A 12,982-nucleotide genomic window follows, 5' to 3' on the forward strand; every position below is an offset into this window, starting at 1 on the left:
AGCTGAGACTTCGACCAGGCACCGCCGGCCGATATCGGGCCCGACCGGGGCCGGAGACAGTCCTCAGTCAGGTGTCACATATCGGTGCCTGCATCAGCTCTCACATATCGGTGCCTGCACCAGCAACGCCGGAGGCACCGGTGGAGCCGAGGACTTCTGCGGCGAGCAATTCGATCGTCTGGATCCGCCCCGGGTCTTCGCGTAGGTGTTCGCCTTCCATGGCGCCGGCGATCGGCTGGATCATGATTTCGTCGACGTCGAAGCGCTCCGCGAGTTCCTCGAGCTGCGCGGACACGGATTCCGTGTCGCCGATGATCCAGTTGCCGGAAAGCTCTTCGCCGACCATACGCTCCTGGTCGGTCATCACCGATCGCACGTCGTCGCCGACCAGGTGCAGTTTCTCCATCGGCCCGCCCGTGCGCAGTCGAGCCATCTGCAGCACGAAGGGTTCCGCACGCAGCTGCGCTTCTTCCTCGGTCGGTGCTGCGACGACGTTGGCCGTGACGAAAGTCTGGGGCGTGTCACCGTAGGCACCCGGAGTGAAATTGTCGCGGTAGATCTTCATTCCGGTGGTGGCACCGGATGCGAAGTGGTTGGCGAAGACATAGGGCATGCCGAGCTCAGCTGCCAGCCGCGCAGAGTATCCGGACGATCCGAGCAGCCAGGGCAGCGGCTGCGTTCCCGGCACTGCAGCGGGAGTCGCCTTGAGCACGTGTTCGCGCCCACCGTGGAGCGGAACTCGCATCCCCTCGGGCCGCATGAGGCTGAGCGTGTCGATCACGTGTTGGGGGAACTGTTCGACGGGATCGATTGCTCGCCCTTCGCGGTCGACCATCCGTCCCTCACCGAGGTGGCCTCGCATTGCCGCCGAGGTGATCGGGTCCGTACCCGGTGCGCGCCCGATTCCCAGATCGATACGGTCGCCGTAGACCGCCGACAGGAGGGCGAAGAGTTCGGCGACGGCCAGCGGAGCATGGTTGGGAAGCATGACCCCACCGGAACCGAGGCGAATCTGCTGTGTTCCTTGGCCGAGGTACATGAGCTCCGGACCAGGCATCGTCGATGCGATGGAGGGCATGTTGTGGTGCTCGGCGACCCAATATCGGGTGAATCCGAGCTTGTCAGCCGTGTCGATGATCTGCTTCGAGGCGGCGAAGGAGTCTGCTGTCGTCTGTCCTGCGCGGACCGGGACGAGATCGAGGATCGAAAGCTTCATACCGGGGCAACAGTACGTGCGAGCGGAACATTCCGATCCGCGCCGACCTGGGGATCGGCTGAAGAGGGTTCATCCGGCGGTCAGCCGAAGGTGGCCGGCCCGGTGGTCAGCCGCAGTGGGGCCATCCGTTCCCCACCGACCCGGCGGCCAGCCGAAGTCGGCCTGCCTGACGGTCAGCCGAAGAGAGTCTCTCCGATTTCCCGCGCGATGAACCGTGCATGCAGCACCGGCTCTTGTGCTGGGTCGATGGTCGCTGGTGGCACCCATGCGGGCCGACCGTCGATGAGCATTCTGCAGTCCCAATCGGTGTAATCAAGCAGGTGGTGGTGCGCGCCGCAGGCCAAGGTGAGGTTGTTGACGTCGGTCTTTCCGTTCTCCGCCCACGGGACGATATGGTGCGCTTCGCACCAGCCGGGAGGAGTGTCGCACCCGGGGAATGTGCATCCCTGGTCGCGACTGGCGAGGATCGCCAGCTGCTTCTCGGTGGCCAAGCGTCGTTCTGTCGCCAGTGCCATCGATTTCGCTTTCTCGCCCATGAGGTGGAAGAAGACCGAACCGTTCAGCCCTTCCAGAACCGCGGCGTCGATCGGGAACGGCGCTTCTACCCCGGTCACGGCTTTGCCGGTCTGGTTCGCCACGTCTTCAGCCTTGGCTGTGACGACCAGCGCGTAGGCCGCTCCGGCTTTGATGCGATTCATCTCGATGCTGCCGATCACGCTGGAGAAGCGCTCGTAGATGCGACGGCGCACACTCGGCTGTTCAGCGGCCATGGCCACCAGAGTGCCGTCCTGTTTCACACCGGCTCCCTGCGGGATCTCTCCATTCTCGCCGACCTGCGGAGGATCGAAGTCGAGGGAGGGGTCGAGACAGTCCGAGCGGTCGCCGCGTAGGACTTCCGAGAAGGTGTCCACGATTTCTCTGTCACGATCGGCCCCGCCGACTGCCGTATCGTCACAGCCTTCTTCATCTGACGGTGAGTCAGTCTTGATGCGTGAGGTCAGCAGTCCGTTGAGGATCCCTCCGGTCTCCTCGTCGAGGCGACCTTTGAGGGTCCACGTTCCGTCCTTCGCTTGGCGCAGGTTGACAGCGAAACTGTCCCGGTCCGCTGCTTCCTTCGGTTCCTGACCATCGGGATCGATCCAGCCCAGAATCTCTTCGAAGAGTGTATGGATATCGCAGACGCGAACAGTCTGAGCCTTTTCGACAAGCAGACTTTCAGCCTTGATCTTGTCGTCTTCGGACACGTTCACCGGCAGGTTCTTCAAGCATTTGGAGATGGTCGACGCCTGGTTTGCCGAGAGCACTCCTTCACGGAGGGCCGCCGCGAGAATCGGAAACTGCGCTTCGATCGATTCCCCGCTGATGCTGGTCCGCTTCCCCAGGCACTCAGCGAGCTGAGTGCGGCGGTGGGCCTCGTGTGCGGACAGGTTCAGGCGATGTTGGACCAGCGCCTTCGTCGTCTTCGCGCCGTAGTCGCGGGGCGTGCCGACACGATCGAACACGGAGAGCGTCACGATCGACAGGGATTCTGTCAGACGGTTCAAGGTCTCAAGACCGTCGAGAAGAGTCACCGCGTCATCCGGCCCCATGGGGCGGGTGAAGTCGTGCAGTCCATCGAGCAGGCTCTGCAGAGCGCAGATGCTTTCCGTGACTTCTGGGGCTGCGTGCTTCAGGTCTGACCAGCGAAATTCGTCGAGCAGGGGATGCGCGTCAGCTTCGGAGTCATAGCGTTCGGCGAGAGCCTTGTGTCGCTCAGTGCGTTCCGCCTCAGCGATACGTTCAGCTTCTTCTTGCGCTCGCTTCTTCGCCTCGTACCGTTCAACACGGGCGTTCCACTCCGCTCTTTCCCGTGCGAGCTCTTCGTCCTCTGCACGAGCCTGCGGGTTCTTCCGCAGGAATTCCTCACGCTCCGCAGCTTTCTGCGCCTCGCGTTCCTCGCGCTTCGCCTTCATCCACGCGCTTTGGCGTGCTTCGATCTCTTTGATACATTCCTGAACTTCTGCCTCGGTCTCCGGCATCGTCGTCCGACTCGTCCAGAGCCCCTGACCGGCGCGGATATCGCCGCCCGGGAGAGGAAGAACCTCTGCATCGGCCTCAACAGCGGCCGGTTCGCTGCCACCTTGGACAGCTGCGACTCCCTCGACGGCCGCGACGCCGTCGTCGGCCGTGCCCACTTCGGCACCGTCCTCGCAGTCGGCCAGGTTGTCGGCGATCCCGTCGAACCTGTCGGCAAGCGGATGACCGGTCAGATCGAATCCGGCCTCAGCGAGCAGCTCCCGATAGGTCGACCTGGAGGAGCCGCTGTCGGCAGACCGGACAGAAGAGCCAGCTGCAGTTGGAGGGAGGCCACTGGGCGGTGAACCTTGAGGGGGTGGTGGTGCCTGCGAAGCCTTTCCTGCATCGCGGTCGCTGTGCTCGTCGTACCTTCGGTCGGGGATGAGAGCCATTTTCTCTGTGTCCGTTCATCATCGTTGATGCCTTCGGCTTGCCCTTATTCTAATTCGTCAATCGAACAGAGTCCATAGTTTTGTGCGATTTTATTGAGTCAATTTTCTTTTCGTTCTATTGTGTACGATTTCTGCTGGTCAGATCGAGATTGCGCCCGGAGCGCGATGGTTGACCATGATCGCCGGCGACGGTCAGACGAGAAGCCTCTCGTAGTTCGTGCCGACGAAGTGGACCAAGACTACTTCTCGCCACTGACGTGAGCGCGCAGAGCCAGCACCCCGCCGTACGCAAGCGCGCAGAGCCAGCACCCCGCCGTACGCGAGCGCGCAGGACCAGCGCCCCACCACAGTCGCGCAGGAAGAATTCGCATCCCGCCGCACTCAAGCGCGCACAACCACTGCCCCACCGCAGCTGCGAACGCCCGCTCCGGCTCGCAGCCCCAGTCAGCTCTTCATGTGAACCCGTTGCCCCTCGGGGCCGAAGAGACTGAGATATTCGACGCCATCGTCGTCGGCTCCCCCGAACCAATGCGGAGTCCGAGTATCGAATTCGGCGGCCTCACCTGCGCTGAGGATCATCGTCCGATCACCGAGGATGAGAGTGAGCCGACCGCGGATCACATACACCCATTCGAATCCCGGGTGGGTTTTCAACGCACCGAGCTTCGGCGTCTGCCGCCCGTCGACGATGTGCTTGAAGGCCTGCACACCGATCGCTCCGCGACTGAGCGGCAGGATGGTCTGGTCATGGAACTTCCGCGGCGAGATATGTATGCGCGGATCCCCGATCGGCGGGGTTCCCACAAGTTCATCGAGCGGGAGGCCGTAGACCCCGGCCAGCGGCAGCAGCAGCTCCAAGCTCGGCTTGCGCTTCCCGGATTCCAGCCGCGACAGCGTACTCGTCGACATTCCGGCCAGCTCGGCCACCTCATCGAGGGTGCGGTTCTGCTCCTGTCGCAGACTCCGCAGCCGGGCGCCGACGCCGGCCAACGACTGCCTGATGGCTTCCTGCGCCTCGACCGGGGTGGCTCCGTCAGCAAGCATCCCCGACATTCGATCCGTCGAATGGGCAGCGCTCTGCGCCGACTCCCTTGAATCTTCCATGCCCTCAGCATGACAGAATTTGCTGTTTCTGCAAATGTATTTGCGGATTCGCACGCACAAGGAGCACACTCGAATCGACGCCGAGGATCCCACCGGTCCAGCACCGGCACCCCACAGAAGCACCGCCCACGTTCCGACCGCTCATCCGCACACAGGAGAATCATGACTGCCCCATCCATCCCGAGAGCTCACGGCCTTCCGCCTCAGCAGGGTCACAACCTTCCGCACCAGAGGGGTCACGCACTTCCTCATCCGAGACCTTCGCTTCATCCGCCGAATCCGCGCAGACCAGCGTCGATGTTGCCATCATCGGCGGTGGCGCAGGAGGCCTCGCCGCATCCATCGCCTTGGCTCGTTCGCTGCGATCCGTCGTCGTCATCGATGCCGGCCAACTGCGCAATTCGCCGAGCCCGCACGCACACAACGTCCTCGGCCACGAAGGCATCAGGCCCCAGGATCTCGTGGCGAAAGGCCGCGCCGAGGCCGCGGAATACGGCGTCGCTTTCATCGATGCGACTGTGCAGCAAGCGCGCACGATCGATTCGGACCCCAACCTCGCCGAGGAGGCTCCGCGGCATCGATTCGAACTGACCACCTCGGCGGGGGTCGATGTCAGGGCCCGCCGCATCATCATCGCGACCGGTCTCAGTGACGAACTTCCGGACATCCCGGGTCTGGCCGAGGGGTGGGGCGACACCGTCCTGCACTGCCCCTACTGCCACGGCTACGAAGTGCGCGGGCAGCGCATCGGAGTCATCGGCACGACGGCCATGTCGTACCACCAGGCGATGTTGTTCTCCCAGCTCAGCGACCATGTCAGCTTCATCCGACACGCCGCTCCCGCTCCCGATTCCGAGCAAGCGGCAATGCTCGAGACGCTCGGCATCGAGTACATCGATTCCACCGTCACCGAGGTGGCCCGCACCGACTCCGACACCGTCGTTTCGCTGACGGCCGACGAATCCGCGGACGGCGCAAGCGCTCGCACCTTCGACGCGCTGGCCGTCGGTGCCTATGCGCGGGCGAACGCCGAGCTGTTCTCCCAGCTCGGCGGCGACGTCGTTGCCCACCCGAGCGGGATGGGCACCTATATTCCCACGCAGATGGCCGGACAGACCGACGTGCCCGGCGTCTGGGCGGTCGGCAACAGCGCCGACGTGTCAGCGATGGTCGTGGCCAGCACCGCCAGCGGCGTGCTTGCCGGCGCCCATATCAACGCCGACCTGATCATGGAGCGGCTCGGCTGAGCCACGTACGCAAGAGCCGGAGCCGCTGCCGCTGCCGCTGCCGCTGAGGCACGTACGCAACAGCCGCTGCCGCTGAGTGAAGCACGCAGCGGCCGTTGCCGTCGAGCCCTCAGTGCGCGGCTTTGACGCACAGCACCGGAGCTGTTGCGTCGAGAATGACCTTCTGAATAGTCGACCCGAGCAGGAACTTTCCAACCGGGGTGCGCTTCCGGGTTCCGAGCACGATCAGCTCGGCCCCCACCTCGGTGGCGGTGTCGAGGATCTGCTCGGCGGGGTCGTATTCGCTGCCCGACGTCAGCACGCGAAACTCGACGTCCGCCCGGGTCAGGTAGTCATTGACAGACCTGAGTTCCCCTTCGCCGAGGCGGTAGGAGTCGTTGCGCTGAGCCGATCGTGACGCGTTGACGACGACGAGCTCCTTCCCGTCCTTCTTCGCCTGCGCGATGCCGGCATCGAGAGCAGCGTGTCCGGCGGGATTGTTGACATAACCGACGAGTACTGTCATTTTTCACCTTCATTGGATTGAGCTGTACAGATCCGAGTGCGCAGGTCGGGAACCCGCCGTTCAAGCATATCGAGCGGTACGGACATGGTTCGGTGGGTGATCCCGAGCGCACCGGAGCTGCGGTGCACGTCCACGCGAGACGGCGGGGCCGCCTCGGCGAGAGAACGCACCGCCTCGGCGAGAGAACGCACCGCCTCGGCGAAGAACGGCACCGCCGTTCCCAGGGAAGAACGGCACCGTTCCCGGGAGGGACGGCACCGCCTCGGCGAGAGGATGAGGTCACGTCAGCTCTTCGGGATTGCGGAATCGGGTGCTCGTGCCCTTCGTCGAACGGTTCCAGAACCAGGTCACAGCCCACAGGACGACACCGATGCCGACGAGCGCCGCTGCGATCTGATACTGGATGAGCTCATCGAGACGGACCCACGGACCGACGAGGAACACGCAGCTGATGACACCGATCCACGGCAGAACCGTCGGCGCTGTGAAGTGCTCGGCATTGCCGGACTTGTCCTTGCGCAGGATGAGCACCGCAACGTTGACGACGGCGAACACGGCCAACAGCAGCAGCGAGGTGGTTCCGCCCAGGGACGCGGTCACCGTCTCGGGCAGGATCGAGGTCACGAAGAAGATGAGCGCGAAGCCGATCAGCGTCGTGAAGATGATCAACACCCACGGTGACCGGCGTCCGGCCAGTACCTTCGCGAACACGGGAGGGAGCACGTTCTGCTTGGCCATACCGTAGAGCAGACGGCTGGCCATGAGCATATTGATCAGCGCCGAATTCGCGACGGCGAACATCGTCATGAACGGGAAGATCGTATCGATCGGCAGACCTGGAGCGCCTTCGCGGACGACCTCGAGAAGCGGTGTCTCGCTCTCGGCGAGCACGCCGATGGGCACGGCCGCGACGGTGACGAGGGAGACGAGAACGTAGATGATGCCGGTGATCGTCAGACCCGAGAGCATGATCTTCGGGAAGATCCGCGGGTCCTTCGTCTCCTCGACCATGTTCACCGAATCCTCGAAGCCGACCATGGAGAAGAAGGCGAGCGCAGTGGCGCCGGTGACCGCGAGGAAGACGCTCTTGTCGCCTTCGGTCTCGAAGATCATCACGCGTGAGAAATCGGCATCGCCCGCCCCGAGGGCGAAGAACCCGACGACGATGACCAGCAGCAGACCGCTCAGCTCGATGAGAGTGAGGACGACGTTGAACCAGACGCTCTCCCCGACTCCGCGGAGGTTGATCAGCGCGATGAGGGTGAGGAACGCCAGCGCGATCCACATCACCCCTGTGCCGGAGACGTCCCAACCGAAGCCGGCCACGAGGTTCGCGGCGAAGACGTTCGACGCCGTCGACGCCGAGGTGATTCCGGAGCTGAGCACGGCGAAGGCGACGAGGAACGTCACGAAGTGGACCCCGAACGCCTTGTGCGTGTACAGCGCGGCACCCGCGGCCTGCGGGTACTTCGTCACGAGCTCCATATAGGAGAACGCGGTGATCAGCGCGATGAAGAAGGCGAGGATCACCGGTGCCCAACCGGCACCGCCGACCTGCCCTGCCACCTTGCCGGTCAGAGCATAGACGCCGGTTCCGAGAATGTCACCGACGATGAACAGAAGCAGCAGCTTCGGCCCCATGACTCGCTTGAGAGTCTCGGGCTGGTGGCCGTCACCGGGGTCGATCGTCGTCGTGAGTTCGTTGTCGCTCACGATTCCTCCGTGTCCGATGCGGCGCCTGTCCCGTCCGATACGGCGGCTGTCCCGCATACCTGGCAGCCCTGACTGTGGTCAGAGCCTCGCCGATTATGCCTGAGACGAGGCCCTCAGGCACATCCTTCAGCCTCGGACCACTGCGAGAAACGCCGAGAACAGAGCCTGCGAGTCACGTTCGCTCTCGGGCCCGAGCTCCATCGCTTCTTCCAACAGGGTATCTTTATCGAACCCCAATGTCTGCAGTTTCTCCGCGTCCCAGCGCTCGATGTTCGCCCGCGTCGACTCCGGATGGAACTGTGTCCCCCACGCCCGGCCCACTCGGAACGCCTGGAATTCACACGCTGCGCTCGTCGCCAGCAGGGTCGCCTCCTCGGGGAGTGCCACGATCCGATCGACATGGCTTTCGACGAACGACGTCCGTGGCCGGATCGCAGAGAACACCGGGTCCGCGGCCGCGTCGGCGGTGGTGTCGATCCGCGTGTATCCCTTCTCCGGCGCCCCGGTCCGAGCACGCACATCACCCCCGATGACGTGCGCGATGAGCTGCCCGCCGAGGCAGATCCCGAACTGCGGCAGGTCTACCTCCAGCGCACGGCGGACGAGTGCGGCCTCATCGGCCAACCACGGCGCACGGTCCGTCTCGTCCGGCATGTACCCGCCGCCGAGCATGATGAGCCCGTCATAGGCGTCGAGAGCGGCGGGCCCGGGCAGGGTGGAGACCCCGCCGATGCGCAGATCGAACTCGACGTTCTCGCTGATCATCCACCGTGTCAGCAGCCCCGGTTGGGATTCGATGTCATTGACGATGACGAGCAGCCGCGTCATGATTCCGCACCCGCCGAGGCGGCCGGGCCGTTGCCTGCGGAAGCGGCGTGGTCTGCATGACCGCCGCTGCCGACGCCGCCGTCCCCCGCCGAGGCGGCCGGGTCGGCGGCCACGGACGGTGCGTCGTCTGCATAGCCGAGGAATGCCGTGTACGCGTCCTCGTGCGCGTCGAGGACGCGCATCGCATTGTCGAAGCCGATCTTGCGCAGGTCGGACTGCGACCATCCGCGCGAAGCGAGCTCAGCGAACAGGGTCGGGTACTGGCCAGCGTCCCCGAGTCCGGTCGGCAGCTCATCGACTCCGCAGATGTCACCGCCGAGTCCGATGTGGTCGATGCCGATCCGCTCGCGTACGTAATCGCAGTGGTCGGCGACCTGGGCCACGGTCACCTCGGGGGCGGTTCCCTGCTCTCCGGCGTCGCCCCATTCGCGGCGAGCGTTCGAGACGAACGACGGCACGAAGGTCATCATCGCCACTCCCCCGTTGCCGGGCACGCGGTCGAGGACGTCGTCGGGGATGTTGCGCGGGTGCGGGTTGAGCCCGAACGCGCAGGAGTGGGTGAAGAGCACCGGCAGGGTGCTCTGGTCCAGCGACTGGTGCATGACGGTGGGCGCGACGTGGGAGAGGTCGAGGATCATGCCGATCCGGTTCATCTCCGCGACGACCTCACGGCCGAAGGCGCTCAAGCCTCCATGGACCGGTTCGTCCGTGGCCGAGTCTGCCCAGGAATGAGTGGTCGACCAGGTCAGAGTCATATAGCGGGCCCCGGCGCGGGCGAAGGACCGCAGCACGGCCAGGGACTCGTCGATCTGCTGACCGCCCTCGACTCCCATGAGGGAGGCGACCTTGCCGGCGGTGCGGGCGGCACGGACATCGGCGGCAGTGCGGGCGAAGGCGAGTCGTTCGGGGTAGGCGGTGACGACGCGCTGGACCGCGTCGATCTGCTCCCATGTGGCCTTGACGGCATCAGGACCGGTGATCGAGGAATGGACGTAGACGGACCAGTACTGCGCAGCCACGTGTCCGGCCGCCAGCTGGTCCATCGTGGTGAACGGCGAGACGGCCGGGTCATTGAGCCCCTCGACGCTGTAGTCGCGTTCCTCGCGCAGGTACCAGGCGAGGTCGTTGTGGCCGTCGAAGACGTCGACGGCAGGGGCGGATGCTGCTGCTGCCGATTCGGCGTTGGGTGCGGATTCGGTGGCGAGCGCCGATTCAGTGCTAGGTGCAGTCATGGTCGGGTCCTTCCGATCGGGCGGATTGGGTCGGTGCGGGGGTGGACGGATGCAGGCCGCCGGAGCGGGCGGATGCGAGCTGCCGCGGCGGGCACGTGCAAACTGTCAGGGCCGTCGAGACGGTCGGACCGGACACGGCATACACGGTGCGTGTCTGGAGCGGCACGCCCACGGTGGGGAGGTCGGCCGCCTCGGCGAGGTGGGTTCGATCCGTTCATCATGCCAGCCCGGACAGGATCTGGGCCGACCACAGGCCGAGGAACGTGCCCAGGAACGTGCCCATGAGCGCGAACAGCACGCCGACGGGGACGAGCTGTCGGTTGAATGCGCCCGCGACGACTGGTGCCGAGGCGATTCCGCCGATGTTCGCGGTGCTGGCCACGGCGATGCTGAAGAGCTCGGTGCGGGTGAGCTTCGCGTAGACGAGCATGATGGCGATGTGAACGACAAGGACGATGATTCCCGCCACCAGGTAGAGCGGCGCTTCGGCCAGGGAAGTGAAGTCCGAACCGGAGGCGATGATGCCGATGATGAGGTAGAGCAGGATCGTCGCGAGCTCATTGGATCCGGCGGTCTTGCCGAACCGAGTCGATCCGATGGCCAGACCAAGGACGCTGACGATGAGGATCGTCCACGCGGTGCCGTCGATGACCGCTCCGACCTCGGGCAGCAGTTCGCCGAGGCGGATCGCCAGGGCCGAGGCCAGAAGTGCGAACCCGATGAGTCCGAAGATCGATGGCAGCGTCATCGGCTTCTCCTCCTCGGCGGCGATTCTGTCGGTGAAGTCGAGCTTCGACATATCAGCCCTCGTCCACGTGTCGAACTTGTCGGAGACCGTGACGGAGGAGAAGACGAGCAGCAGCCAGAAGGAGTAGAGCACCGTGTCGACGATGAGGACGTAGCCGAACACGTTCTCGGGCGCCTGGAGGACCTCCTGCACCGCGACCATGTTCGCCGAACCACCCGTCCAGGAGGCGTTGAGGGCGCCGAGGGCCTTCCACGCCTCCGGGTCGAGGCTGGAGTGCAGGATGAGGAAGCTGATGATGAAGCCTGAGATGATGCTCGCCGCGGTCACCGCGAAGGTGAGCAGCAGCTTGGGCCCGAGCTTGATGATCTGCCGGATATCGCACTTGAACAGCATGAGCAGGATCATCGCGGGCAGCATCACCTCGCGCAGGGTGTCACCGACCGCGGTGATGTCTCCGCCGTCGTGGTCGAATACGCCGAAGGTGTTGAGCAGCGCCGCCACGATGTAGAGGATGACGAAGCCGGGCACATACTTGAAGAGCTTGAAGCGCCCGCTCCGATCCGCGACGACGAGTACAGCGGAGATAGCCAGAAGCAGGCTGATGAATAGAAAACCGTCCGTGATCACTAACGACACTTCCTCATTGAAAACGTCCATCCCGGTGCGGGGCATGCCTCCGGGGTGGAGCAATGTGCAGTTGTCGATCGGATCCGGTCCGGTGAGGGGCCGGGCAATCGGGGTGGTCGAACGTGCTGCCTAAGCGGTGACCTCGCGGAACTTCTTCGCGGCGTTGTTCACTGCTGTGATCAGCGCCTTCTGCGAGGATCCGTGGTAGCGGCGCTGGATGCGCTCGATCAGTCGACCGGGGTCCGTGATGTCGGCATCGACGAACAGGCTCCGAATGAAGTTCCGGGTCAGAGCCAACGTCGCCGTGCAGTCCACATCGAGGATTCGGTGGGTGTCCGGCTGGATCTCGAACGCCACGTAGAACAGACCGAACTGGTTGGTGATCGGGTTGTTCGACGGAGCCTTCGCTTCGCCTGTGAGGTAGATCGTATCGGACATCGCCCACCAGACTACCCCACGGCCGTCCGTGCAGAGGGTGCTTGCGAATCGATCGACATTCAGAGGAACCGGTGGATCGCGTCTCCGGCCTGCCGCATGATCGGCATGACGTCGACGACGCGGTCGGTGCCCGGTTCCCAGTTCGCGAACACCGCATAGGCGACGCGACGCGTAGGCGTCATCACGATCCCGGCATCTGCTCGGATCGTCCCGTTCGTGCCGGTCTTGTTCCACACCCACACATCCCGCTGGTAGTTGTAGTGAGCGAGCGGGTCCAGATCGAACGCCGAGGCGACCATCGAGGTGTCCGCGCCGGCTCCCAACCAGCGCCGGAAGACCTCGTTCGTCGACTCGTCCCAGAACTCCTCCTTGGCGTGCCTGGCCATGAAATCGCTGAGCTCCGCGGCTGTTCCCGTCGACAGGGTCCGCGGTGCCTTGGCCGGACGCGGCCAGCGCAGGAAGTCGTGCAGACCCGAGTTCCGGTACCCGAGCCTGACCACCTGATCAGCGACATTCGCCAGCCCGACCCGACGGATGAGCACGTTCGTGGCGAAGTTGTCGCTGAACGCCCCGATGAGCAGAGCGACGTCGAAGATGCTCAGCTCGTCCTGCTCCATGAGGTACCAGATCCCGGATTCGTCGACCCTCTCCGACGGTCGTCGATGCAGTCGCTCCTCGAGGTCAAGGGTCCCGTCCACAGACATCTGCAAGGCGGTGTGGAGCAGGAAGACCTTGCCCATGCTGGCCGTGTCGAGTTCGTCGTTCTCATTGTGGGCGAACACCCGTTCCCCGCTGTCGACGTCGAAGGCCAGAGCGCTGAAGCGCACCCCGGGCAGTCCATCGAATTTAAAATCGCTCATCATCATGCTCCTATCCG

Annotated in this window: 12 protein-coding genes; 1 reads left to right on the top strand and 11 read right to left on the bottom strand. The window is 64.4% G+C overall.

Annotated elements, in window-relative coordinates; all coding sequences use genetic code 11:
- Nucleotides 1–100: 100 nt before the first annotated feature.
- The 3 genes from BLIN9172_RS08420 to BLIN9172_RS08430 all read right to left on the bottom strand — a co-directional run bounded on the left by BLIN9172_RS08420 (nt 101) and on the right by BLIN9172_RS08430 (nt 4,767).
- Complete coding sequence (locus tag BLIN9172_RS08420) at nt 101–1,216, bottom strand: LLM class flavin-dependent oxidoreductase (RefSeq protein WP_101554652.1); 1,116 nt, start codon at nt 1,214–1,216, stop codon at nt 101–103.
- A 173-nt stretch (nt 1,217–1,389) separates the two neighbouring features.
- The gene (locus BLIN9172_RS08425) at nt 1,390–3,663 is read right to left on the bottom strand and encodes a DUF222 domain-containing protein (RefSeq protein ID WP_101554653.1); all 2,274 of its coding nucleotides are present in this window, start codon (nt 3,661–3,663) and stop codon (nt 1,390–1,392) included.
- Nucleotides 3,664–4,107: 444 nt separating this feature from the next.
- Nucleotides 4,108–4,767, bottom strand: a complete 660-nt coding sequence (locus BLIN9172_RS08430; RefSeq protein ID WP_240812075.1) for a helix-turn-helix domain-containing protein — start codon at nt 4,765–4,767, stop codon at nt 4,108–4,110.
- 308 nt (nt 4,768–5,075) lie between these two features.
- On the opposite strand from BLIN9172_RS08430, the gene BLIN9172_RS08435 reads away from it, so the two are divergent.
- Nucleotides 5,076–6,014: an NAD(P)/FAD-dependent oxidoreductase gene (locus BLIN9172_RS08435; RefSeq protein WP_257904164.1), complete on the top strand. Its 939-nt coding sequence runs from the start codon at nt 5,076–5,078 to the stop codon at nt 6,012–6,014.
- Between the two features lie 109 nt (nt 6,015–6,123).
- On the opposite strand, the gene BLIN9172_RS08440 is transcribed toward BLIN9172_RS08435, so the two are convergent.
- From BLIN9172_RS08440 to BLIN9172_RS08475, 8 genes are all read right to left on the bottom strand, one after another.
- On the bottom strand, nt 6,124–6,519 hold the full coding sequence (locus BLIN9172_RS08440; RefSeq protein WP_101554655.1) for a universal stress protein: 396 nt from the start codon (nt 6,517–6,519) through the stop codon (nt 6,124–6,126).
- The gene (locus BLIN9172_RS08445; protein WP_101554656.1) at nt 6,516–6,731 is read right to left on the bottom strand and encodes a hypothetical protein; all 216 of its coding nucleotides are present in this window, start codon (nt 6,729–6,731) and stop codon (nt 6,516–6,518) included. Before BLIN9172_RS08445 ends, BLIN9172_RS08440 begins: the two co-directional genes overlap by 4 nt.
- Nucleotides 6,732–6,798: 67 nt before the next feature.
- Entirely contained in the window at nt 6,799–8,232 is a 1,434-nt protein-coding gene (locus tag BLIN9172_RS08450) for an APC family permease (RefSeq protein WP_240812073.1), read from the bottom strand.
- A 126-nt stretch (nt 8,233–8,358) separates the two neighbouring features.
- The gene (locus BLIN9172_RS08455; RefSeq protein ID WP_101554658.1) at nt 8,359–9,060 is read right to left on the bottom strand and encodes a type 1 glutamine amidotransferase; all 702 of its coding nucleotides are present in this window, start codon (nt 9,058–9,060) and stop codon (nt 8,359–8,361) included.
- Nucleotides 9,057–10,292, bottom strand: a complete 1,236-nt coding sequence (locus tag BLIN9172_RS08460; protein ID WP_101554659.1) for a dipeptidase — start codon at nt 10,290–10,292, stop codon at nt 9,057–9,059. Before BLIN9172_RS08460 ends, BLIN9172_RS08455 begins: the two co-directional genes overlap by 4 nt.
- 217 nt (nt 10,293–10,509) lie before the next feature.
- Nucleotides 10,510–11,667: a DUF819 family protein gene (locus BLIN9172_RS08465; RefSeq protein ID WP_101554660.1), complete on the bottom strand. Its 1,158-nt coding sequence runs from the start codon at nt 11,665–11,667 to the stop codon at nt 10,510–10,512.
- Between the two features lie 129 nt (nt 11,668–11,796).
- Nucleotides 11,797–12,105 carry a DUF3870 domain-containing protein gene (locus BLIN9172_RS08470; RefSeq protein WP_101554661.1) on the bottom strand — a complete coding sequence of 103 codons (309 nt, stop codon included), beginning with the start codon at nt 12,103–12,105 and terminating at the stop codon, nt 11,797–11,799.
- Between the two features lie 59 nt (nt 12,106–12,164).
- Complete coding sequence (locus BLIN9172_RS08475; protein ID WP_240812072.1) at nt 12,165–12,965, bottom strand: serine hydrolase; 801 nt, start codon at nt 12,963–12,965, stop codon at nt 12,165–12,167.
- Nucleotides 12,966–12,982 lie beyond the last annotated feature (17 nt).

It is taken from the genome of Brevibacterium linens ATCC 9172 (assembly GCF_900169165.1).
Classification (GTDB): Bacteria; Actinomycetota; Actinomycetes; order Actinomycetales; family Brevibacteriaceae; genus Brevibacterium; species Brevibacterium linens.

Coding starts and splice junctions, on each gene's coding strand:
- BLIN9172_RS08460 (WP_101554659.1), bottom strand. CDS start 10,292: ATGACTGCACCTAGCACTGAATCGGCGCTCGCCACCGAATCCGCACCC.
- BLIN9172_RS08430 (WP_240812075.1), bottom strand. CDS start 4,767: ATGGAAGATTCAAGGGAGTCGGCGCAGAGCGCTGCCCATTCGACGGAT.
- BLIN9172_RS08470 (WP_101554661.1), bottom strand. CDS start 12,105: ATGTCCGATACGATCTACCTCACAGGCGAAGCGAAGGCTCCGTCGAAC.
- BLIN9172_RS08440 (WP_101554655.1), bottom strand. CDS start 6,519: ATGACAGTACTCGTCGGTTATGTCAACAATCCCGCCGGACACGCTGCT.
- BLIN9172_RS08420 (WP_101554652.1), bottom strand. CDS start 1,216: ATGAAGCTTTCGATCCTCGATCTCGTCCCGGTCCGCGCAGGACAGACG.
- BLIN9172_RS08475 (WP_240812072.1), bottom strand. CDS start 12,965: ATGAGCGATTTTAAATTCGATGGACTGCCCGGGGTGCGCTTCAGCGCT.
- BLIN9172_RS08425 (WP_101554653.1), bottom strand. CDS start 3,663: ATGGCTCTCATCCCCGACCGAAGGTACGACGAGCACAGCGACCGCGAT.
- BLIN9172_RS08455 (WP_101554658.1), bottom strand. CDS start 9,060: ATGACGCGGCTGCTCGTCATCGTCAATGACATCGAATCCCAACCGGGG.